The organism is Micromonospora sp. NPDC049051, assembly GCF_043197575.1.
Classification (GTDB): domain Bacteria; phylum Actinomycetota; class Actinomycetes; order Mycobacteriales; family Micromonosporaceae; genus Micromonospora.
Genome location: NZ_JBICTL010000008.1, coordinates 159495 through 181292, shown reverse-complemented (window position 1 = coordinate 181292; position 21798 = coordinate 159495). Strand labels below are relative to the sequence as shown.

Genomic DNA, 21798 nt, shown 5'->3' with positions numbered 1-21798 from the left:
CATCGACTGGAACGACTCCTACGCACCGTGGTCGCCGACCCCGACCAACACCTCAACGGCATCGACATCCTCACCACCACCGAACGACAGCGGATCCTTGCCATCGGCACCGGCGCGCCAATCCTCGCGTCACCCGCGGGAGGCAGCCTGCAACAGCGGTTCACCGAACAGGCGGCGCGTACGCCCGACCGGATCGCCGTCGAGGCGGATGATGTCCGGCTGACGTACTCGCAGCTCGACGAGCGGGTGCGAGCGCTGGCGGGGCGACTGATCGAGCTGGGGGTCGGGGCCGAGACGCGGGTCGGGATCCTGCTGGACCGCTCCGCCGACGTGATCGTGGCCGTCCTCGGCATCCTCGCCGCCGGCGGCGCCTACGTACCTCTGCACACCCGGGATCCCGAGGACCGCTGGCGGCACGCGCTCACCGAGTCAGGCGCCGCGCTGGTGGTGACCCGCACGGACCTGCCTCACCGGCACGACCTGCCGGTCTGCACCCTCGACGGGCCGTGGCCCGTACCGGACACGACCGCGTGCCTACCCGTGCCGTCCCACCCGGACCAGGTCGCCTACGTCATGTTCACCTCGGGTTCCTCCGGTGTGCCCAAGGGCGTCGCCGTCACTCACCGCGACGTGACCCAGCTCATCGATGATCGCAGTTGGAAGGCCGAGCACCACCGGAGCGTCCTGCTGCACGCCCCGCATGCCTTCGACATCCTCAACTACGAGCTGTGGGTCCCCCTTCTGGCCGGCGGGCGGATCACCGTCGCTCCACCGGGTGACGTGGACGCCACCGCGCTCGACAGGCTCATCAGGGAGCGGTCGTTGACGTCCCTTCACCTGACCGCCGGCCTGTTCCGGGTCGTGGCGCAGGAGCAGCCCGCTGTCCTGGCGGGCCTGCGGGAGGTGCTGACCGGCGGTGACGTCGTCCCGCCCCACGCCGTGGCCCGCGTCGTCGAGAACTGCCCGACCACCACGGTCCGGCAGCTGTACGGTCCGACCGAGGCGACCCTCTGCGCCACGCAGTACGTCGTGCCCCGCGAGCTGCCCGCTGCCGTCCCTGCGCGTGTTCCCATCGGACGTCCGCTCGACGGAACACGGGTGTACGTGCTCGACCGGAGCCTCCAGCCGGCGCCGCTCGGCGCCGTAGGCGAGATATACCTCGCCGGCGCGGGAGTGGCCCGAGGCTATGTGAACCGGCCGGCGGCTACGGCGCAACGGTTCGTCGGCGATCCGTTCGGACCGCCAGGAAGCCGGATGTACCGCACCGGAGACCTCGGGCGCTGGTCGGAGGACGGAAACCTGGACTTCGCCGGCCGCACGGACGACCAGGTGAAGATCCGTGGCTTCCGGGTAGAGCCCGCCGAGGTCGAGACGGTTCTCGCCGGACTGCCCCAGCTCACCGACGTGGCAGTGTTCCCGCGGCAGAGCCCCAGCGGCGACACCGCGCTGGTCGGGTACGTCGTGTCCACCGACGACACGGATGCCAGGACGTTGCGCGCCGAGGCGGCCACGGTGCTACCGGATTACATGGTCCCCGCGACGTTCGTCGTGCTCGACTCCCTGCCCGTTACGGCGAACGGCAAGGTGGACCGGCGGGCACTGCCGGAGCCGGCGTGGGGCAAGGCCGGGCAGGTCGAAGCGCGGACCTTCCTCGAGCGGCTCTTCTGCGACATGTTCGCGGAGGTCCTCGGCCTGCCTCGCGTGGGCGTCGACGACAGCTTCTTCGAACTCGGGGGGCACTCCCTGCTCGGGGTCCGGCTGGTCAGCCGGATCCGCGCCCGACTCGGGGCGGAGCTCACCGTCCGTTCCCTCTTCGAGGAGGCGACCCCGGCCGGCCTCGCGGCGCGCTTCGAACAGCCACACCGGCCCACCGGGTCGGGTCGTACCGCGTTCGACGCCCTGCTGCCGCTACGAACGAGCGGCGACCGGATCCCGCTGTTCTGTGTCCACCCAGCCGTCGGTATGTCCTGGTGTTACGCCGGCCTCGTCCAACACCTGCCGGATCGTCCTGTGTACGCGCTGCAGGCGCCAGGCCTCGCGGACGACGGTCGCGACGCGGTGGCGGGTTACCCGCATCTGCGTGCGCTGGCAGAGGAGTACGTGGCCCGCGTGCGTGCGGTCCGGCCTTCGGGTCCCTACCACCTTCTCGGCTGGTCGTTCGGAGGCGTGATCGCTCACGCGATGGCGGCACTGCTGCAGGAACAGGATGAGCCGGTGGGCATGCTCGCCATGCTCGACTCCTATCCCGACCCGGAGGTCTCGACGGAGGAACCGGATGAATCGGCCCTGTTCGTGGCGCTGTTGGAGGCGGTCGGGGTGGCTCGACCGGCTGAGCTGCGGAGTCTCGACCTCCGGCGCACGCGGGACCTGCTCAGAGAATCCGGCGGCGCGTTGGCCGACGTCAGCGAAGATCAACTCTCGGCGATCGTCGAGACCACCCGCCGGCACCTCAGACTGGGGTCGTCGCACCAACCCGGAAAGTTCCGGGGCGACCTGCTCTTCTTCGAGGCCACTCAGCACGTCACGGCCCGGCGTCCTCCGGTGGACCTGTGGACGCCCCACGTCACGGGCGACATCCACGTTCGTCCGGTCGCGTCGCGGCACGGCGAGATGACTCTTCCGGAGCCACTGGCCGGGATCGCCGCGGTGGTACGTGAGCACCTGCGACGACTCGAACTTCCGATGCACACCCGTCAACAGGAGGAACGATGACCAACCCATTCGAGGACCCGGACGCCGCGTACCGGGTGCTCATCAACGAAGAGTGTCAGTACTCGCTCTGGCCGGTCTTCGCCGCGGTTCCGTCCGGCTGGACTGTCGTGTTCGAGTCGGATCGCCGTCAGGAGTGCCTTGACTACATCGACGAACACTGGACCGACATGCGCCCGGCCAGCCTCGTCCGGCAGATGCAGGCCGATTAGTCCCCAGACTCGCGTACGCGTGCCACTCGGTCGAAAGGAGCATGGTGGGGACCGCAGCAAGCATTCTGGACGATCTGACCGTCAACCATGTCGAGCTCTACGTCACTGACGTGCAGGCCAGGGCGGTGGAGTTCGTCGAACAGTTCGGCTTCACCGAGGCGGCTCGCTCCGAACCCGGCGGTCGCCGGCGAACCAAGGTGCTCGTCCAGGGCAGCATGGTCCTGGTATTGACCCAGGGGCTGACGGACGAGGACCCCGCCACGGAGTACGTGCAGAGGCACGGTGACGGGGTCGCCGACATCGCGTTACGCGTCAAGGACTGCCGGGGCGCGTTCGAGCACGCGGTGACCGCTGGGGCCCGCCCGGTGCGAGCACCGGTGAGGCGACAGATGCCACCCGCCTGCACCACAGCGACCGTGGTGGGCTTCGGTGACGTCGTGCACACGTTCGTGCAATCCGACAGCGCCGGCGAGCAGGCATGCGTGCCCGGCTTCCCGGTGTTGTCACTTCCATCGGTGGCCAGCGGAGGTTTGGAACGCATGGACCACTTCGCCGTCTGCCTTCCATCGGGCGAGCTGAACGACACGGTGGCGTACTACGAGTCTGGCTTCGGCTTCCACATGATCTTCGAGGAACGGATCCGGGTCGGCAGGCAGGCGATGTCCTCGAAGGTGGTGCAGAGTCCTTCCGGCGACGTCACGCTGACCCTGATCGAGCCCGACACCACCGCCGAGGCAGGGCAGGTCGACGACTTCATCAAGGACCACGGCGGTGCTGGCGTTCAACACATCGCCTTCTGTACGCCTGACATCGTCGCGGCGGTGACGGCGGCCCGCGACCGGGGGGTGGAGTTTCTCAGGACCCCGGATCCGTACTACCGCCTACTGCCGCATCGGCTGGAGTTGGCCGCGCACGAGGTCGAGGAGTTGCGGCAGTTGCACGTCCTCGTCGACGAGGATCACTACGGTCAACTTTTCCAGATCTTCACCCGCTCGCTGCACCCACGGCAGACACTGTTCTTCGAGATGATCGAGCGCATCGGGGCGCGTACGTTCGGTACGGGCAACATCAAGGCGCTGTACGAGGCTGTCGAGTTCGAACGAGTGCACGAGTCGCTGCACGGACAGTAGTGGGGCCACGTTCCGCCGACCGCTGCGACCGCACAGCGAGGGGAGCCGCGGCGGCGGAACGACGGGCCTGGAGGGCCGCGACGTGGGCGGCCAGGTCGTCCAATGTCCCGCCCTCGAAGACCGCATCGAACCCCGCCTGCAGCAACGCGTTGGCCCGGTCGACGTGAACGCGTCCGGTGATGCCCAGCTTGCCGCCGATGATGATGTCTGGAGCTGCTGGCCCGGTTCCGGTGGCGGCTCGCAGTTTGGGGATCAGCCGTAAGCCGTCCTGGCAGCCGTGACCGTTGACGCTGCTGACGACTATCAGGCCGGGACGTTGGAGTCGGGCGGCGTCGACGACGAGCTCCTCCGGTGCGCACGGCCCGAGATTGCGGACGTTGGCACCAAGCTCGCCCAGTGCCAACTCCAGGACGACCAGGTTCCAGCTGTGGGCGTCCGAGGACGTGCTTGTCAGGAGAACCGACAGGGTGTTGTTGGTGCTCGGTGGATCTGTCACTGCGAACTCCCGTGCGTCGGCTCGTGCTGCTGTCGTTTCACCATGTCACGGGCAGTTCCTGCAGGCCGAACATCGCGGCGTCGTACTTGAACACCAGACCATCAGCCGGCGCGTCGACTCGTATCGTGGGGAACCGGTCGAAGAGCCTGCGGTACGAGATCTCCAGCTCGGCCCGGGCCAGACTCTGCCCGAGACACTGATGGATGCCGACTCCGAATGCCAGGTGGTGCCGCGAGCGCCGATGGATGTCGAAGTCGTCGGGTCGCGTGAACGCCCGTTCATCCCGGTTGGCAGCTGCTCCCAGGACGAAGATTCCCTCTCCGGCGTGAATCCGCTCGCCGCCGACGTCGATATCGGCGGTTGCCACGCGGTCGAAGGACATCCAGTCCACGATGCTGTGAAAGCGCAACAGTTCGTCGACTGCTGCCGGCCAGAGCGCTGGTTCGGCTCGGAGTTGAGCCAGCTGATCCGGATGATCGAGCAACGTGTAGACGCCGAGCGGGATCATGGTAGCGGTGGTGTGATGGCCCGCGAGGAGCAACATGAAGCACATCCCCACGATGGCCTCATGCGTGGGCTCACCCGTGTCACGTCTGATCGTCATCAGCCGGTCGATGATGCCATTCTGTCCGGGCTCGTGGCTGCGGACCAGGTCGTCCAGGTACGCCAGTATCTCCATGCGTGCGACATCCGCATCGCGAGAGCTGAAGACGCCACCCAACATGGCGCACGCGCGGTCGTGGAAGAAGGCGTGATCGCGTTCTGGCACACCGAGCAGCTGGCACATGACTGCGGACGCGACCGGCAGGCTGTACGCCTCGACGAGATCAGCCGCGCCGGACGCCGCCATGCCGTCGAGTAGGCCGCCAACGAGACGCTCGATGTCCGGTTCCATCTCACGGATGCGGCGAACACCGAATTCACTGATCAGCATGCGTCGATGCGCGGAGTGGTCCGGAGGGTCCATGTCCGTGAGCTGGCCGGCCATCCTGTCGGCGGTGGCCGCGAGGGCGCCGAATGGATGCCCAGGGCTTGCCGGATCCGTGCTGACCCGGGAATCGGTGAGGACGTCCCGCGCCTCCGCGTGCCTGGTGATGGCCCACACCGGTGTCCCGAGGAAGCTGACGCGAACCGCCGCCCCCTGGGCGCGCAACTCCGCATATTCGGGAGGTGGGTGGTGCGGACATCGACGCGCCATCGGAAAAGACGGGAGATCGGAATTTCCGATGGCCATCGGAGGACTCCAAGGTCGATGTGAGAGTTCGGCGACGTGCCCCAGGACACCTGTGTCCGTTATCTGTCAGGATTCCGTTCTAGATACGCCTAAACGTATCAAGCAATCCTGGTCGATTGGTGTTGGTCGAGTCGTCGATGCTGCCGTCCCTGCCAGCGACGAAATCGGGCGAGCCGGGAGCGGAAATCTCGATCGCGCCCATGCTGCAGGCGAATCTTACCAACGGAACACGTTCACTTCATCGTGGAAGTGGTGCGCCGACGACCCCGTGCGTCGTCGACTCCTGTGGGAGAGAGTAGGCGGAAGGCCGAATTTCGCACACCCGTGGTGGTGCGTCCCTGGGCTGGGTGTTCCACTGCCAATCGTGGGAGTTCGTCCCGCCGGCGGGACGAACTCCCACGGCACCGCCCGACCCGTCGCCGCCGGCCATGTACACACCGGTCTCCGACAGGACCGACCGGTCACTGACTCCTGGTCGCGCCGGCAGGGGAGTCAACGGACTCCACCCAGTCCGGCGACTGCTTCGGGTGCCCGCCGTCCGGGTCGGGCCCATCGCTCAGTCCCGGTCCGTCGGTCAGATCGGGCCCGGTGTCGGACGTCCCCCCTGCGGCACCGGAGCGTCCGCCGCCCAGCCCGACGAAGGCAGCTGTGAGGAGTCCGAGCAGGATCGTGCCGACGGCGCAGAACAGCAGAGTGCCGCGGGCGCCGAACCCGGCGATCAGGGGGCCCGCTATTCCATTGCCGAGGGGCAGCGCGACGATGGTGAGGGCACCTCGCGCCGCGAGGATCGGAGGCAGGTCCGCAGGACTCGCGGAACCCTGGAAAAGGGCGATGGAGATCGAGGGAAAGGGGGCCCAGACGAGGCCCGCGAGGGTGAATGCCGCGACCGTCAGCGGTGCGGGGACGGCGAACCCGAGCGGAAGCATCGCGACCCCGAAACCGATGACTATGCCGATGGTGGCGGGCCACATGGGTAGAGCCCGAAGATAGCCCGCGAGGAGGCTCCCCACGACGGCACCGACACCGAACATCGTGTAATACAGCGCCAGCGTGCTGGCGGAGCGGCCAAGGTCGTCCGCCACGAAGAGGGGCAGGGCGACCAGGACCGGGCCGAACAGGAAAAAGTAACCGAAACTGAGCCCGATCAGGCTGGACAGGCGGCGATCGGAGCGGATGGCCCGGAAGCCGGCCGAGCGTGAACTCGGTGCCTGGCGGTCAAGCGTGGTCACTCGCTTGCGGCTGGCGAACTTGTAGGTCACGGCAAGAATGCCGAAGCTGAGGGCATCCACGGCGATGGCCCAGACCGCGCCGCCCCAGGCGATCACCAGGCCGGCGATGACGGGGCCCGCCAGGGTGCCGATCTCAGCCAGCGTGGTCAGGATCGCGTTGGCTGCCATCCTGTTCTGTTGGGGCAACAGTTCGGCGACGAGCGTGTAGCGTCCTGCGGATCCCCAGGACAGGAACAACGACGACACGGCAAGTAGCCCGACGTACGCCTCGATGGACAGCAGGCCGGTCATGTGCAGGATCGGTACGGCGCCGAGCGCTGCGAAGCGCAGCATGGCGTCCCACCCCGCCATCTCGGCGCCGCTCCGGCCGCTCATCAACCTGTTGAAGATGATGGCTCCCAGAGCACCTGGCAGTCCGTACGCCGCGAGAGCGACGGCGACCCAGATCCCGCGGTGCTCGGGTGGGGCAAGCTGGATGGCGAGCCAACTGATCGCCACCGCACTCATACCGTCCCCGAGCGCGGATGTCGCGATGCCTGGAAGCACTCGCTTCATGGTCGGGTTGGTGACCACCGGCCAATACGGCGATGAGTGCATGAGACGGGTGAGGGATCCGTTCATAGGCATTCTGCCACTATCTCAAAGGGGCCGCGCGGCCGACGATGTCGCGCCGGCGCGTCCGCTACGCCCTGAGCGAATCCGGAGATCCGCCAGCATCCAGGTGACGTGAGTATGGGTCGAGCGGGTCCTGGGGCCGACATTCGAAGGCCAGATCCGTGCCGAGGCCGAGTTCCTCGGCCGCCTCCACGAACACGTCGAGCGCCGAGTGGTCCTCGAGAGCGAAACCTGTGGAGTCGAAGACGGTCAGCCTGTCGATGGCATCCTGGAAGGCCTCGGGTCGGGCACACAGTTCGTCGAGCGAGGGGCCGATCTGGTGCGGGGGCAACTGCTGACATTCACCCTCGGAGGCGGCCTGCTCCCGATGATCCGGAAAGACCAGGGCGGCGTCCAGGAGAGCGCGAGGAAGTTCGGTCTTGCCAATCAGGTCGGCACCGACGGCGTTGACATGCAGATGCTCCTTCCATCCCCGGTCGGGCAGCACCGGACCGGCTCCGACGCCCACAGAGGTCGCCGTGCAGATGATGTCCGCCTGGGAAAGAAGGTCCTGCGGGGTGGCCGGCCGCACGTCGAGCCCAAGGAACGCCACCCTGTTGGCAAAGCTCGCAAGATGCGCCGGCACCGTGTCCCAGGCGAGCACCTGGGTGATCGGGAACAGCAGGCTCAGCGCGTGTACCTGCGTGACCGACTGGGCGCCGGTGCCCACGACGCCCACGACATGGCTTTCGGGTGACGCCAACACCCGGCTCGCGATGGCTGACGCCGCACCCGTACGGAGTGCGGTGAGCAGTAGCGCGTCAGCCAGGACGGTCGTGCGTCCCGTCAGGTCGTCGACGCGGGCGATGGTGCCCAGGATGGTGGGCAGGCGGAACTCGTCGGGGTTGGCGGGACTGTAGGAGACGAGCTTCACTGTCGCACTGTCTCCCGCGCGCCTGTGCGGCATCCACTCCAGCACGCCTCGGGCGGGCATCTCCCGTTCGAATCCGGAACGCGACGGTGAGGTGAAGGGTGCGCCCTCGAACGAGCACCGCAGGTCCGTCGTCAATTGCTCGATGATTCGTCGCATGACCTGATCTCGGCCGACCTTGTCGACGATGAGCCGTATCTCTTCGGCGGTCAACAGCATGGTCTTCAATGGGGCATCCTCTCGGCACTATCGTGACCACCGGCCTGTCCTGCAAGGATCAGGTTGGCGCCTCCCCTGTCGACGGCCTGGCAAGTCCGGTCGGTGTTTCCGCCATGGCTGGCCCGTTCTTCGAGGCCGGCACGGGAGGGTGAGCGCCAGCCCGGTGCCCGCCGCCGTCGTCAGCGGGAGACATCACTTCACGCTGCGGTATCGGCGCAGTAATCGCCTTACCCCAGCCCGCGTTCTGCTGATCGCGCGCACGACGCCTCCGCGCGGCCACCGGGACACAGATGTCCTGGTCTAGGAAGGTTGGTCTCATTGCGGAGTCGCGCCGCCATCAGGGCTTGTCAATTGTGCCGGAACGGTGTGTCTTCGCCTTGAACCACGATTAGCCTACCTCCTCATCCTTGCCTATATCTGACGCTGGGCCGCTCATGGTGGGAGGCGCTGGCGGGGTGTGACACATGCTGGCTCCCGTGTGGCAATCCGTCCCGCCGGGTGGAAATTCGCCTTTGTTGGATTGACGTGCCTATCCGGACGCGGCGCAGCCGCTCCAGAGGTCCTCGGGACCCAGCGCGTCCGCCCGGTATTTGCCGACCGCGCTGATCAGAAGCCGGAGTTCGAAGTCCAGGCACTCCACGAAGCGGCTCAAGCCCTTGTCGGGGTCTTCGTCCACAGCGAGCAGGGCCGCTCGTCCGAGGCCCACGGCGGCGGCGCCCAAGGCAAGACACTTTGCGGCCCGCGCACCCTCCCACACGCGCCCTGAGACCAGTAAGCACCCCTGCCTGCCGTCGACGCGGCGGAGGCACTCGCCGAGCGGTAGGCCGACGTGGTCGAGCGAGACCGACGGTGCCCAGCCCGTGCCACCCTCGGCTCCGTCGATCACCACCGCGTCCGCCCCGGCGTCCCAGGCGATCTTCGCCGCCTCCGCCACGTCACGGCCCGGGTGCAGCTTCACCCACAGCTTGGCCCGCGGGAAGTTGTTGTGCATCTGACGGATCTGATGTCGGAAGATCTCGGCGGTGAACGTGCCCGGTGAGCCGCTACGCAGCACCGGCGCGCCAGCGCGGGTGCCGATGCGCTGCATGGTGTAGCGGTCGGCCAAGCGCCGAGCCACCGCCCCGTCGACCAGAGTCATTCCACCGAGGCCTGGCTTCGCCCCTTGGCCCACCTTGAGTTCGAAGCCAAGCTGCCCAGCGTCGAGCAGCGGCTGCGCGGCGGGGTCGCTGTACACGGCGTTCCACACCTCGGCGTCGGCGTCCTCGGTGCTCTGCTGCACCACCACCCCGCCGCGATGGTCGGTGACACCCTCTGCATAGGCGGCGATTCGTCGGTTCAGCGCCGCAGACAGCGTCTCCGGTCCTGGGTTACGGAAATCGTGCATCGGAACGACGTTCTCGCCGATCACCATGGGCAGCCCCAACGCCCCGGCTTGCCTGGCCAATGTGTCGGACATCCCCGAGCTGACCAGTTCCGTGGAGCCGAACGCGCACACGAAGATCGGTAGGGGGGCGGTGAAACCGCCGATCGTCGACTCCAGCCGGACGTCGGAGTACGTCGGCTCACGACCGAGCTCGATCAACATCTCCAAACGGTCAGTGGAGAAGATGGGGGGAACGAGACGGACGTCGTCCAGTGGGTCGCCGGTCCGAGCGCCGGGTCGGCCGCCGTAGACGGCGCGGCCGAAGCCCTCCTGCGGGGGAAATGCCGCCGCCAGGCCGAGCCGGGCCCTGAGCCGCACCGCATCCCCCGGAAAGTGGTCCGCCTCGATCACGCCGACACCATGCCGGGAAACTTCGGGTAGGCGCTCGCCTGCCACACGCCGTCCAGTCCGGCGACGTACCGGGTGAGTCGTTCCACACCGATCCCGAAGCCCGCACTGCTCGGGATGCCGTGCCTGGCCGCCTCCAGGTACCAGCCATACTTGGCCGGGTTCTCGCCCGTCTCTCGTATACGGGAAACGAGTCGGCGGTGTTCGAACTCCCGCTCGCTGCCGCTGCAGAGCTCGCCGAACCCCTCCGGCGCGATGAGGTCGAAGTTGCGGAGCAGGCCCGGCTCCGAACGGCTCTCCCGGTCGTAGAAACCGCGGGAACCCTTGGGGTAGTCGGTGACGAAGAAGGGGACCCCCGCGGCCGTGGAGAGGACTTCCTCTCCACGCCAATCGATCTCTGCCTGCGGCGACTGCTCGTGTCCCAACTCCTGTAGAGCAGTCACGGCGGCGGCGTGCGTCATCTGGTCGAAGGGCTGTTCCTGCAGCTGCTTGAAGGCGCCAGTCGACCGGCCCAGCGCGGCCAACTCATCGCCGTGCTCGGACTCGACGGCGGCGATCTGATGGCGGAGCAGGCCTTCCAGCAGCCGCATGACGTCCGCGCGGCCTGCTTCCGCCACCTCCACGTCGATCTGATGAAACTCGACCAGATGACGCTGTGTGGAGAAGGCGTCCGGCGGCTCCAACCGAACATTCGGAGCGATATAGAAGATCTTGTCGAATGCCAACAGCGAGGTCTGTTTGTACAAGATCGCGCTGGTCATCAGCTTGTAGCGGTGGCCGTAGAAGTCGACGTCTATCTGCTTCGATCCACGGATACCCGGGTCGGTGACCGGTCCGATGATCGGTGGCAACAGCTCGACGAAACCAGCCTCCGTCAGGTATCGACGGGCGGCGGCGAGGAGGGCGGCCTGGATGCGGAGAACTGTCCTGGTCGTAGGGGAGGTCAAGTGCTCCCGCGGGTCGAGCGGGCCGTCAGGCATCGGAGCGGACCGGTTTTCTACCATGTCTGGTCTCCCACTTCGTCGGAACGCGGGCGCTGTCGGACGGGAGGAACGACTCGCCGACTCCACAGCGGCGGTTTCGTGGTCGAAGCTGCGGGCGACGTGGGACAACGACCAGAGCAACTCGGCGGACGAGGGCCGACGGGATCGTCTGCCGTCACCGTGCCCCTGTGCGATCGGCATCGCGCCCACCGAGGACCACCTGAGGCGGCCCGATTCATCTATGTAGCTTCTGGCGCGATTGGCGTTGTCCGGGTGCAGGCAGTGCGGAACGTCGAGATAGCCCAGGGCGAAGGCCCGTACGATTGACCGGCCCACGTCGGCATCGAGCCCGACGACTGCCTCGATCAGCGTCGACGCCTCTGCTTCGATCGAGTCGTCGGCGGCCGATCCGGACCATCCCGCCGCGGTCTCTCCCCGAGCGGCCTCGGCGGCGAACATGAGCGCCGCCACGTTGTCCTCTATGGCGGGTATTCGGGACGCCTCTGCTGCGGTCTTCACGATGAGCCGTGCCGCTCCTGACCGTACCGCCAGTCTTGCGGACTGTTCGATGAGTCGACGTGCGCCGCCACTCGTGCGTGGGAAGAGCCCCATGTAGGTGTAGACCACCACATGCCAGTCCGTCCCAGGCAGCCAGCGTCCGGCGAGCCGGTGCAACGCCGACAACGCCGCAAGATCCTGCTCGAAATCGGTCTGCTGGGCGTAGCTCAACGAGATGCTGCGTAGCCCGTGCTGCACGAAGAACATCGCTTCCAGCACGCTCACCGCCACCAGGAGGCCGGGCGGGCACAGTTGACCCATGAGGCAGCCACCGAACGTCTCCAGGTGCGGCTCCACCTGTCCGGTGCGGGAAGCTGCGAGCAGCTCACAGGCGACCGCCCAGTTCTCGACAGAGTCGCGAAGCGCCAAGCGGCTGTACGGCAAGCAGTAGGAAACGGGGCCTCCCTCGGTGGCGTCGAGTCCCGCGCCGATCAGCGCGGCGACGATCTCCTGCGGACGAGCCGAGCCGTGTCGAACCTGGATGGGGAAGTCGTCGCTGCGTATCCCGTCGAGCATGTCCCGCGTCGCGCGGAGGTCGTGGGTCAGTAGCGGATAGCCGTTCAGCGCCCTGCCCTCGTGCACCGCTGCCCAGGCGGCCGCAAGGTCGCCGGTCCGGGTGTAGCTGTCCAACGTGATCGTCCCGACAGTGGCCGCCGGAGTCCGACGGGTCGCGAGGAGACCACGTCTCATCTGCCCGATACTGCCGAATCCCATCCGCGGCTGAACGATGAGTGAGCCCGTGCGTCGCGCTGACGCGACGAACGTCCCAAACGCGCCGGGCGGTCGCGCCAGGACGTCGGGCGAGGTAAAGCCCTCCTCATTGATCTTCGACACGCCCCATAGTAAGGGTGAACAGGATGCGAGAAGTGCTCGATAGCCCGGCGCGACATTTGTTTCGTCTCGCCGGCGGGACAGCGATCACAGCGAGTGAACATGGAGAAGAGCCTCCCGGGAAATGTCCTCGAGTACGTTTGGATCGCCCGCGAAGACGCCGTTCTCACGAGGCCAGTGCACGACCAGGTGGGTGATTCCGCATTTGGCATAGCGCTCCGCCACCGTGACGAAATGCTCAGCGGAGCGCAGCACGTCGCCGGTCATGTCGGTGGTCACGAGGATGCGTTCGATCGAGGCCGGGTCACGCCCGGCGCGGGCGCAGGCACGTTGCAGGCCGTCGACCTGCGCGAGCACAGCGGCGTGGAACTGGTCCGGAGTGTAGGAACGGGAAAAGTCGGCCGGACCGCTTGTGACCCACGCGTCGCCGTGACGTGCAGCCAGGTCGAACCCCCGTGGACCTGTGGCGGCGATGGCAAGTGGGAGGCGGGGGGACTGCACGCAACCAGGTATCATGCGAGCTTCCACCGCTGAGAAGTGTCGCCCTTGGTAGCTGGTGACGTCCTGTTCGAGCAGGGTGTCCAGGAGGGCTACGAATTCGCTGAAGCGCGCCGCCCGATCGGGCGCCGAAAGTATTTCGCCGCCGAGGACAGTGGCATCGCCGGCGCCGGTGGATCCAGCGCCGACACCCAGGGCGAACCGTCCGCCGGAGATGTCGTCGAGAGTGATCGCGTCCTTGGCCAGCACCACCGGGTGCCGGAAGTTCGGCGAGGTCACCATGGTTCCGAACCGGATCCGCTCGGTGCTGGCGGCCACGGCGGCGAGCAGAGGGATCGCCGAAAACCATGGCTCGTCCCGCAGGCTGCGCCACCACAAATGGTCGTAGGTCCAGGCGGAGTCGAACCCGAGACGTTCAGCGGCGCGCCAGCGAAGGACTGATTCTCGCCAACGGCGCTCCGGAAGGATCATGACGCCTACACGCATGTGCACCCCAGGGGAATAATGTTTCGGGACCTTGTCTCGTTTCGCAATGAGAACATAGCTCCGGCGGGTCATCCTGATGTGGAAGAATCGTCCGCGATCCTGGTCGGCTTCCGCGATGACAGTAGTGTGAAAGCCCCGCCCATTCGGAGGTGATCATGGCAGTTGATGGCAGCAGGATCAGTTTCCAGCGACAGTTCGTGCGGGCCTCGTCGGCGCCAGCGTCGTCCGCCCCGCCGCCCCCGTTCGGTACGGTGTTCACGGACCACATGGTCACCGTGCGGTACGTCGAATCCCGGGGCTGGCACGACGCGCAGGTCCAGCCCTTCGGCCCACTTCCCTTGTCACCCGCCTCCGCGGTCCTGCACTACGGCCAGGAGATCTTCGAAGGGCTGAAGGCATACCGGAGCGAGAACGGCGAGTGTCTGCTGTTTCGCCCGGACGCCAACGCCCGACGCTTTCAGGCTTCGGCGCGCCGGCTCGCGATGCCGCCCGTGCCGGCGGAGCTGTTCTTACAAGCGATAACGGAGTTGCTCGAGGTCGATTGTGAGTGGCTGCCGGAGTTACCGGACACCAGCCTCTACGTCCGTCCTTACCTTATTGCCACCGAACCCTTCCTGGGAATGCGGCCGGCCAGAGAGTACTTGTTCGGAGTAATCGCCTGCCCGGTGGCCGGGATCTCCGACAGTTCGGCACCCATGACGGTGTGGATCTCGGAGAGGTACAGCCGTGCGGGTCTCGGCGGGACCGGCACAGCCAAGTGCGGCGGCAACTACGCTGCCGCACACGTCGCTCAGCGGGAAGCCGCGGAGGCCGGTTGCGACCAGGTCGTATTCCTCGACGCGGGCCAACGGCAGTTCGTCGAAGAGATGGGTGGTATGAACCTCTTCTTTGTCTACGAAGGACTGCTCGTGACACCACCGCTGGCCGGCACGATCCTGCCGGGCGTCACCCGTGACTCGATCGTCACGCTGGCCCAGGACATGGGGATCGACGTGGTCGAGCGCCCGATTTCACTCGCCGAATGGCAGGCCGACGCGAGATCGGGTCGTCTGCGGGAGGTGTTCGCCTGCGGTACTGCGGCGACGGTGGCATCGATCGGTACGGTGCGCTGGGCCACCGGTGAAATTGCCACTTCCGTCCCTGGGCCGGTGACGACAGCGCTGCGCGAGCGGCTATTGGGCATCCAGTACGGCCGGTTGCCGGACCTGTATGGATGGACGCATCGTGCGCGCCGGAGCCGGCTCACCGAACCCCACTCCACAGCTTGTTGACGGTCTCGCCCAGGTTACCCGCGCGGTGACCTGCCGCAGGGCCTACACGGCCGACCTGCCGGTCGACGGCCTGGTCCTGGACATCGACGCGACGATCGTGCTCTGCCACTCCGAGAAGGAATCGGCGACGATGCGCTCCAGGCACCGAAGACGCGTACACGTCCTCTGGCCACTACCCGATCAACCCCGGCGACCGCACCAATCCCGCTTGAACCCGCGAGACCACGGCGCCTGCACCAGACCACCCAGTGATCTCCTGCTTGAGCACTAGTCGGCAGACAGATCCAGGGGTGCCGTGATGGCGAAATTCTGGTCGACCGTCCTCACCAGGGCGCGGCCTCGCTGACCCAGTCCGCAGCGTGTTGCCCATCCGGCGAGGCTGTCCAGGAAGCCCACCAGGTCCCGCTGCACACCTGTCAGCAGCTGCGGCAGCGTACGACGTGGCAGGTCGACATAGTGTCCGGCCCAGCGTCCCCGGTGACGATTCGGACCGCCGTCCTGCCAGACCCGCAGAGCATCACCGATTGCCTCTACCTCCGGGCCTGGGTCATGACCCAACCACGGCGAACCGCCAGTGAGAGGCTGCGCCCAATCTCGCCAGTCCTCCAGCCCACTGCAACAACCCGGCATCACGCTCGTCCCGACCCTGGCGTCACTAACCCGCAGGCCACCGGTAGCGATGAGCAACTCCTCGGCCAACAGCGCGTCCACGACCTCATCCCGGCCGCCGGGTGGCATGACGTCGATCCGATTCGCGAGGGCCGCCACGAACAACCCGGTCTGCTCATCGGTGCAACCGGCGTGGAGCACCAGCCACGAGCCGGGCGGCAACGGCTCCACCGGCCACGGCGGTGCCGGCTCACCGTCGAGCATCGGCACCTCGATGACCGCCTGCATCATGATCATCAGGCCATTGAAGCCGACGTTTCCAGTCCGCAACAGCGGTGTCTTCGGCACCTGCAATGTTCACCGCCCCCTCAGCCGGTGCCGCCACCAGGCCTGGGCATCCCAGGCATTCAGCTCGGCAGCCCGGGGATCAGGCAGCGTCTTGCGGAGGAACTCCTCGTCCAACGCATCGACGACACGCCGCAGCTCACGGCGGGCGGCCGGCGGCAACCGGCGCATTGCGCCTTCGAGGATGCCCCGCTGACCTACGGGATCGCAGGACGGACACGGACAGTCGCCCAGAAGTTCCAGCCATCGGCCGGACCGCCAGATGGCACGACGGTAGCTGGTCAATGCGGTCGCTACGGAGCCGATCTTCGGATGCCGGAGCTGAAGTCTGACGATCGCCGCGTTCGCGCGGCTCGACAGGCCATCGATGGGAGAGGTCTTGCCGCCACTCCGGCCGGCCAACCTCGACTGCGCACGCAGCGCACCAGGCGACTTACGCGCCATCGACCCTTTGGGGCTCACTCATGACGATCACCCTGCCACACCGCCATCACGACCCGCCAACACATTCCCATCGCCGTCTGGTACCGAGGATGATCACACCAGAAAGCGGGAAAAGCGCCGATATTGGGCCAAGGTTGCACAGTGCGAATGCCGTGCTGGTGCTCATCTGCCCCCACCGCGCCGAAAGCCATCACCGTGGAAGTCGGCATCGCCATAGCCATCCTCACCAAAGTCCTCCGCGACCTCGTCCACTGCGCCGCTGGCACCCGTACCAGCCCTGATGAGCGCGCGGCGGTGTTGATGGCCAGGTGGGAGGTGTGCGCCGGGGGACCGGGGGTAGTCGTGCGGCCGGTCAGGATGTCGGGAGGGATCTTGGGGAGGTCTGGTGGATTCGTACCCTGCCGTGGAATCGCACGGGTTGATTGGTGACCTGCAGACCGCCGCCCTGGTGGCGGTGGACGGCACGATCGACTGGTTCTGCGCCCCGCGGTTCGACTCACCCAGCATCTTCGGCGGCTTGCTGGACCGGCGCCGCGGCGGCCACTTCCAGATAGCGCCGGACGGCGTCGACCACGTGTGCAAGCAGCTGTACCTGCCCGGCACCCCGATCCTGATCACCCGCTTCATGAGTGCGGACGGCGTCGGCGAACTCGTGGACTTCATGCCGGTCGCCGGCGACCAGGCCACCGACCGGCACCGACTGGTCCGGGTCCTCCGCATGGTCCGCGGCACCATGCGGTTCCGCCTCGACTGTCAACCCCGGTTCAACTACGGCCGCGACTCCCAGGAACTCGAGGTCCACCCGGAGGGAAGCCTGATCCGGAGCGCGACGTCCGCCTTCAGCCTGAGCCGGGTGCGGTACGCCAACCAGCTGACCGAGCAGCACGACGTCCGCCGGACCGACGAGGGAATCTGCCTCGTCGCCACCCTGCACGAGGGCGAGGTCGGGGGTGTGGTCCTGGAGACCGGCATCGATCCCGACCCGCCGCGTCGGTACAGCCCGGACGAGGTCGACAACCTGCTGGCGTCCACGCGCGACTGGTGGCGGGACTGGCTCGGCCGCTCCCACTACGCCGGCCGCTGGCGCGAGATGGTCGAGCGGTCCGCCATAACCCTCAAGCTCATGACGTACGCGCCGACTGGTGCGCTGGTCGCCGCGCCCACTGCGGGCCTACCCGAGCACATCGGCGGGGAACGCAACTGGGATTACCGCTACACCTGGATCCGCGACGCATCGTTCTCGGTGCACGCGCTGCTGGACCTGGGCTTCACCGACGAGGCGGGCCGCTACATGCGCTGGCTCGGCGACCGGGTCCGCGACGCCGACGAGGCTGGCGCCCCGCTGCAGGTCATGTACCGGGTCGACGGCTCACCCGACATCCCCGAGGAGGTGCTCGACCACCTGGAAGGCTACAAGGGCTCGGCTCCGGTCCGAATCGGCAACGGCGCGGCGACGCAACTGCAGCTCGACATCTACGGCGCCGCACTCAACGCCTTCCACGTCGCCGACAGTCAGGGGCTGCACATCACCCACGAGGGGTGGCGGCACACCCTACGGGCGATGGACTGGCTCTGCGACAACTGGGACCAGCCGGAGGAGGGGATCTGGGAGACCCGCGGCGGAGGGCGGAACTACACCTACGGACGGCTGATGTCATGGGTCGCCCTCGACCGCGCCGTCCGCATCGCGAACGCGCGGGGACGGCCCGCGAAGATCGGCCGCTGGACGGCAGTACGCGACCGAATCTACGACCAGATCATGACGCAGGGCTACCACCCGGGACGTCGGGCCTTCGTCCAGCACTACGGCAATGACGTACTGGACGCGGCGCTGCTCGCCATGCCTTCCGTCGGCTTCGTGTCGCCGCGCGACCCGATGTGGCGGTCAACCCTGCATGCCATCGACGACGAACTCGTCTCCGACAGCCTCGTCTACCGGTACAACCCGGAGGCATCCCCGGACGGTCTGCCCGGAATCGAAAGCACCTTCACCATGTGCACCTTCTGGTACGTGGACGCCCTCGCGCGGACCGACCGCCTTGAAGACGCCCGGCTGACGCTGGAGAAGATGTTCACCTACGCCAGCCCGCTCGGCCTCTACTCCGAGGAGATCGCGCCGAGCGGCGAGCAGGTCGGCAACTTCCCGCAGGCATTCAGCCACCTCTCGCTGATCAGCACCGCCGTCAACCTCGACCGACTGCTGGACGCCGGTCGCTGACCGCCGTCGCCCTTGGCTGCCCGGGTACCTGTCCAAAGGGCATTGACCATGACGAAGGCCAAGTCACAGTTGGGGCGGCGGGGTCACCCGTAGCCGGCGGCGGCCCGGCGGACCATTCGACGCGCCTCGTCGCGTGGGACACCGGTGGCGCGAAGCAGATCGTTGGCGATGGTCCGCAGCTGGGACACGACGATGGTGCCGGAGAACCCGATGTCCTGGCGACACGCCTTGCCGGCTTCCCGCACCGCCGCCAGTACCCGCTCCCGGGCACCCGCCGGCTCCTCCACGGCCAGGTATTCGCGGTGCAGCATCCGGACCGCCTCGCCGTACAGTTCGATGGCGGCGGGCAGGTCGGGCGGCACCGGTTCGTCGTCGCGCAGGGCGGTGCCGATCCGACGCACCAGGGCCCGACTGTTGCGAAACGCCCGTTCCATGTGCTCGACGCCGTCTTTGTAGGCCGCCAGCACACGGCGGCGGTGCCAGCGCAGCGGTGAGTGCCGGGCAACCTCGTCGGCGGCGACGACGACCTCGTCGAGCCGGTCGAGCTCCGGCTCCGCGTCGCGCATCTCGTCGAGTAGTTCTTCGGCGGCGTGGGCCTCGCCGTCGGCCAGCGCTCGCGCGGAGGCGGTCATCTGTTTGGCGAAGGTGTCGAGTGCGGGGTCGGCGACGCGCCGTAGCGTACGCAACGGGTTGAGGGGCACGATGACGAGCACGACCAGCAGCCCGACCGCTCCCCCGATCAGCGCGTTGAGCGTCCGGGGCAGTTCCAGGTCGGGGTTGGTCGGGGTGACGGTGGCGACCAGCACGCCCGTACCGCCGGCCTGGGCCATCAGGGCGCCGGTGCCGCGCACCGCCGCCGCCACGGCGATCGCCACGAAGACGATGGCGCCGGTCTGCCATGCTCCGGTCCCCAGCAGGTTGATCAGTACGTCTCCCACGACGATCCCAAGCCCCACGCCGGCGACGAGTTCGACGGCGCGGCGGGCGTGGTTGCCGATGGCGGCGGCGATCACACCGACCGCGGCGGCGGGGGCGAAGGTCGGGTCGTGGCTGCCCAGCAACATCCTGGCCGCCAGCCACGCCAGCGCGGCGGCCAGACCGGCCTGCACCGCCAGAATGAGATACGTCTGCAACCGTCGGTAGACCTCCTGGCATTGCTGGCGCAGCCGGGAGTCCGCCTTGGTCGCTGCCGGCTTGCACTGTGAGAGCGCCATGGGCGCGGGTACCCGGTTCGCGGGGGTGCCGAACGTCAGGCGGGATGGGCCATGACGCCGGTCAGCGCGACGACGCCGGGCAGCCGGGTGTCCTGGCGCAGGAACTGCACCACCACCGGCACCGGCGAGCGCAGGAGGCAGCCGTAGGGGCGGTCCAGGCGTACGGCCTCCGGGTCGATCAGGTCGTTGACCCGTACGTGGCGGATCCGGCGCGCGCCGACCAGGATCCGGTACGGCCCGACGGGCTCGGCGTCCTCGTAGTAGACCTCCAGGCTCACCTCGGTCTCCTCGGCGGTGGCGTTCAGCACGCAGAGCTGGTCGAAGCTGGTGAACGCCGGTTCGGGGCCGTGGCCGGGGAACGGCACGTGCCCGCCCGGCACGACCCACGTCCGGGCACCGATCTGCGCCATCACGCCTCCTCCAGCAGCCGGGCCAGGTCCGGGGTGAGGAACACCCCGTCGGGGTCGAGTCGGCGCCGCACCGCCTGGAAGTCGTCCCAGCGGGGATAGAGCGGACGCAGCTCGCGGGCGGTCAGCCAGTGTTTCTTGCCCCAGTGCGGCCGGCCGCCGTACTGCCGGAAGACCGCCTCCATGTCCCGGAAGTACTCCTCGTAGGGCAGGGAGGTGTTCTGCAGGCAGGCGATGGTCGCCGTCGGGCGGCCGTAGGCGTTGCTGAGCCAGATGTCGTCGGCGGCGATGCTGCGCACCAGCACCCGCCAGCCGGCGACCCGGCGGTGCCGTTGCCGGATCCGGCGCCGCACCTCCGCGAAGCATGCCGGGAACGCCTCCACCGGCAGCATGTACTCGATCTCCTCGAACCGCAGGTCCCGGTGGCGGGGGATGGCCCGGTGGGTGGGGGCCACGTGGAGCTCCCGGAGTTCGTCCACGGTCACCGAGCCCGGTACCCGGGGCGCGTGCCACACCCGCTCGTCCGGCGCCTGGTCGACCCGGTTCATGACCCGCACCTGGGTCAGGTCGCTGCGGGGATACCAGTAGAAGTCCATGTTCCGGTTGGTGTGCTGCAACTCGGCCAGGTGGTCCAGGGTCCAGTCGACGGGCGCGCACCAGGACCGGCGGTGCAGCTGGTAGCGGGGCTGCACGGCCAGCGTGATCCGGGTGAGCACACCGAGGGCGCCCAGTGAGAGCCGGGCGGCCGGCAGGAGTTCCGGGTTGTGCTCGGCGTCGACGTCCAGCGTCTCACCGGTGCCGGTGACCAGCCGGACGCCGGCGACCTGGGTGGAGAGGTTGCCGAAGCCGAGACCCGTGCCGTGGGTGCCGGTGGCGGTCGCGCCGGCGATCGACTGATAGTCGACGTCCCCGAGGTTGTCCATCGCCAGGCCGGCGTCGTACAGACCCTCGCCGAGGGTCCTGAGCTTCGTGCCGGCGTGGACCGTGGCGAGCCGCCCGTCGTCGGCGATCACCCCGGCGAGGCGGTCGAGGCTGGCGAGGATCCCGTCGGTGCGCACCAACGGGCTCGACGAGTGCCCGGAGCCCACCGGGCGCAGGGTGGCGCCGCTCTCGCGGGCGCGGCACACCAGCGCCCGCACCTCGTCCTCGTCGGCGGGCTCGGCGTACTCGGCGGGGGTGAACGACAGGCTGCCGGACCAGTTCACGAACTCTCGCCCCACGTCGCCTCCTTCCCGGCCGGTCGGGCGGCTTACCCGCCGGCGGGTGGAGTAGTCGTCTCGCTGCCGAGGTCCGCACGTCCTCGCGGGTACGGCACCCAAGGCGGGCCCGTTCCCATATCAGCGGGGTTGCGTCGAGCCAGGTGACCGCGTCGGCGTACTTGGCTCGGCACTCGGTGGTCCGTCCACTGG

At 67.9% G+C, this 21798-nt stretch carries 16 protein-coding genes and 1 pseudogene; 5 read left to right on the top strand and 12 right to left on the bottom strand.

Annotation, left to right across the window (positions count from 1 at the left end; genetic code table 11):
- From ACGFIR_RS28100 to hppD, 3 genes are all read left to right on the top strand, one after another.
- The coding region (locus ACGFIR_RS28100) for an amino acid adenylation domain-containing protein (RefSeq protein ID WP_393148174.1) at positions 1-2712 on the top strand (2712 nt) is incomplete at its 5' end.
- Positions 2709-2921 carry an MbtH family protein gene (locus tag ACGFIR_RS28095; RefSeq protein WP_393008810.1) on the top strand — a complete coding sequence of 71 codons (213 nt, stop codon included), beginning with the start codon at positions 2709-2711 and terminating at the stop codon, positions 2919-2921. The genes ACGFIR_RS28100 and ACGFIR_RS28095, both read left to right, overlap by 4 nt.
- 44 nt (positions 2922-2965) lie before the next feature.
- Positions 2966-4051 carry a 4-hydroxyphenylpyruvate dioxygenase gene (hppD, locus tag ACGFIR_RS28090; RefSeq protein ID WP_393148172.1) on the top strand — a complete coding sequence of 362 codons (1086 nt, stop codon included), beginning with the start codon at positions 2966-2968 and terminating at the stop codon, positions 4049-4051.
- A 533-nt stretch (positions 4052-4584) separates the two neighbouring features.
- Here hppD and ACGFIR_RS28085 read toward each other — a convergent pair.
- From ACGFIR_RS28085 to ACGFIR_RS28055, 7 genes and pseudogenes are all read right to left on the bottom strand, one after another.
- A complete protein-coding gene (locus ACGFIR_RS28085) occupies positions 4585-5781 on the bottom strand; it encodes a cytochrome P450 (RefSeq protein WP_393148170.1) in 1197 nt (398 codons plus the stop codon).
- A 461-nt stretch (positions 5782-6242) separates the two neighbouring features.
- On the bottom strand, positions 6243-7631 hold the full coding sequence (locus ACGFIR_RS28080) for an MFS transporter (protein WP_393008803.1): 1389 nt from the start codon (positions 7629-7631) through the stop codon (positions 6243-6245).
- Positions 7632-7692: 61 nt separating this feature from the next.
- Complete coding sequence (locus ACGFIR_RS28075) at positions 7693-8754, bottom strand: ornithine cyclodeaminase family protein (protein WP_393148188.1); 1062 nt, start codon at positions 8752-8754, stop codon at positions 7693-7695.
- Positions 8755-9283: 529 nt separating this feature from the next.
- Positions 9284-10528, bottom strand: coding sequence for a glutamate synthase-related protein (locus ACGFIR_RS28070; RefSeq protein WP_393148167.1), 1245 nt, complete (start codon positions 10526-10528; stop codon positions 9284-9286).
- Positions 10525-11505 carry an asparagine synthetase A gene (locus ACGFIR_RS28065; protein WP_393148186.1) on the bottom strand — a complete coding sequence of 327 codons (981 nt, stop codon included), beginning with the start codon at positions 11503-11505 and terminating at the stop codon, positions 10525-10527. The genes ACGFIR_RS28070 and ACGFIR_RS28065 overlap by 4 nt, the downstream gene beginning before the upstream one ends.
- 93 nt (positions 11506-11598) lie before the next feature.
- Positions 11599-12858: pseudogene (locus tag ACGFIR_RS28060) on the bottom strand (methylaspartate mutase); the annotation flags it as partial.
- Between the two features lie 126 nt (positions 12859-12984).
- Positions 12985-13881: an LLM class flavin-dependent oxidoreductase gene (locus ACGFIR_RS28055; protein ID WP_393148184.1), complete on the bottom strand. Its 897-nt coding sequence runs from the start codon at positions 13879-13881 to the stop codon at positions 12985-12987.
- Positions 13882-14036: 155 nt separating this feature from the next.
- Between ACGFIR_RS28055 and ACGFIR_RS28050 the strand changes: the two genes are divergently transcribed.
- Positions 14037-15152: a branched-chain amino acid aminotransferase gene (locus ACGFIR_RS28050; RefSeq protein WP_393148165.1), complete on the top strand. Its 1116-nt coding sequence runs from the start codon at positions 14037-14039 to the stop codon at positions 15150-15152.
- A 267-nt stretch (positions 15153-15419) separates the two neighbouring features.
- On the opposite strand, the gene ACGFIR_RS28045 is transcribed toward ACGFIR_RS28050, so the two are convergent.
- Complete coding sequence (locus ACGFIR_RS28045) at positions 15420-16058, bottom strand: hypothetical protein (protein ID WP_393148163.1); 639 nt, start codon at positions 16056-16058, stop codon at positions 15420-15422.
- Between the two features lie 60 nt (positions 16059-16118).
- The gene (locus ACGFIR_RS28040) at positions 16119-16550 is read right to left on the bottom strand and encodes a hypothetical protein (RefSeq protein WP_393148161.1); all 432 of its coding nucleotides are present in this window, start codon (positions 16548-16550) and stop codon (positions 16119-16121) included.
- Between the two features lie 385 nt (positions 16551-16935).
- Between ACGFIR_RS28040 and ACGFIR_RS28035 the strand changes: the two genes are divergently transcribed.
- Positions 16936-18768: a glycoside hydrolase family 15 protein gene (locus ACGFIR_RS28035; RefSeq protein ID WP_393148159.1), complete on the top strand. Its 1833-nt coding sequence runs from the start codon at positions 16936-16938 to the stop codon at positions 18766-18768.
- An 83-nt stretch (positions 18769-18851) separates the two neighbouring features.
- Here the strand turns inward: ACGFIR_RS28035 and ACGFIR_RS28030 are convergent, their stop codons facing one another.
- From ACGFIR_RS28030 to ACGFIR_RS28020, 3 genes are read right to left on the bottom strand one after another with little or no spacing between them, the layout of a single operon-like run.
- Complete coding sequence (locus tag ACGFIR_RS28030) at positions 18852-19982, bottom strand: FUSC family protein (RefSeq protein ID WP_393148157.1); 1131 nt, start codon at positions 19980-19982, stop codon at positions 18852-18854.
- A gap of 35 nt (positions 19983-20017) precedes the next feature.
- Entirely contained in the window at positions 20018-20392 is a 375-nt protein-coding gene (locus ACGFIR_RS28025; RefSeq protein WP_393148155.1) for a sensory rhodopsin transducer, read from the bottom strand.
- Positions 20392-21609 (bottom strand): D-arabinono-1,4-lactone oxidase, encoded by a 1218-nt coding sequence (locus ACGFIR_RS28020; RefSeq protein ID WP_393148152.1) that lies wholly within the window; start codon positions 21607-21609, stop codon positions 20392-20394. Before ACGFIR_RS28020 ends, ACGFIR_RS28025 begins: the two co-directional genes overlap by 1 nt.
- Positions 21610-21798 lie beyond the last annotated feature (189 nt).

Coding starts and splice junctions, on each gene's coding strand:
- ACGFIR_RS28095 (WP_393008810.1), top strand. CDS start 2,709: ATGACCAACCCATTCGAGGACCCGGACGCCGCGTACCGGGTGCTCATC.
- ACGFIR_RS28085 (WP_393148170.1), bottom strand. CDS start 5,781: ATGGCCATCGGAAATTCCGATCTCCCGTCTTTTCCGATGGCGCGTCGA.
- ACGFIR_RS28080 (WP_393008803.1), bottom strand. CDS start 7,631: ATGAACGGATCCCTCACCCGTCTCATGCACTCATCGCCGTATTGGCCG.
- ACGFIR_RS28075 (WP_393148188.1), bottom strand. CDS start 8,754: ATGCTGTTGACCGCCGAAGAGATACGGCTCATCGTCGACAAGGTCGGC.
- ACGFIR_RS28065 (WP_393148186.1), bottom strand. CDS start 11,505: ATGCCTGACGGCCCGCTCGACCCGCGGGAGCACTTGACCTCCCCTACG.
- ACGFIR_RS28055 (WP_393148184.1), bottom strand. CDS start 13,881: ATGCGTGTAGGCGTCATGATCCTTCCGGAGCGCCGTTGGCGAGAATCA.
- ACGFIR_RS28050 (WP_393148165.1), top strand. CDS start 14,037: ATGGCAGTTGATGGCAGCAGGATCAGTTTCCAGCGACAGTTCGTGCGG.
- ACGFIR_RS28045 (WP_393148163.1), bottom strand. CDS start 16,058: ATGATCATGATGCAGGCGGTCATCGAGGTGCCGATGCTCGACGGTGAG.
- ACGFIR_RS28040 (WP_393148161.1), bottom strand. CDS start 16,550: ATGGCGCGTAAGTCGCCTGGTGCGCTGCGTGCGCAGTCGAGGTTGGCC.
- ACGFIR_RS28030 (WP_393148157.1), bottom strand. CDS start 19,982: ATGGCGCTCTCACAGTGCAAGCCGGCAGCGACCAAGGCGGACTCCCGG.
- ACGFIR_RS28025 (WP_393148155.1), bottom strand. CDS start 20,392: ATGGCGCAGATCGGTGCCCGGACGTGGGTCGTGCCGGGCGGGCACGTG.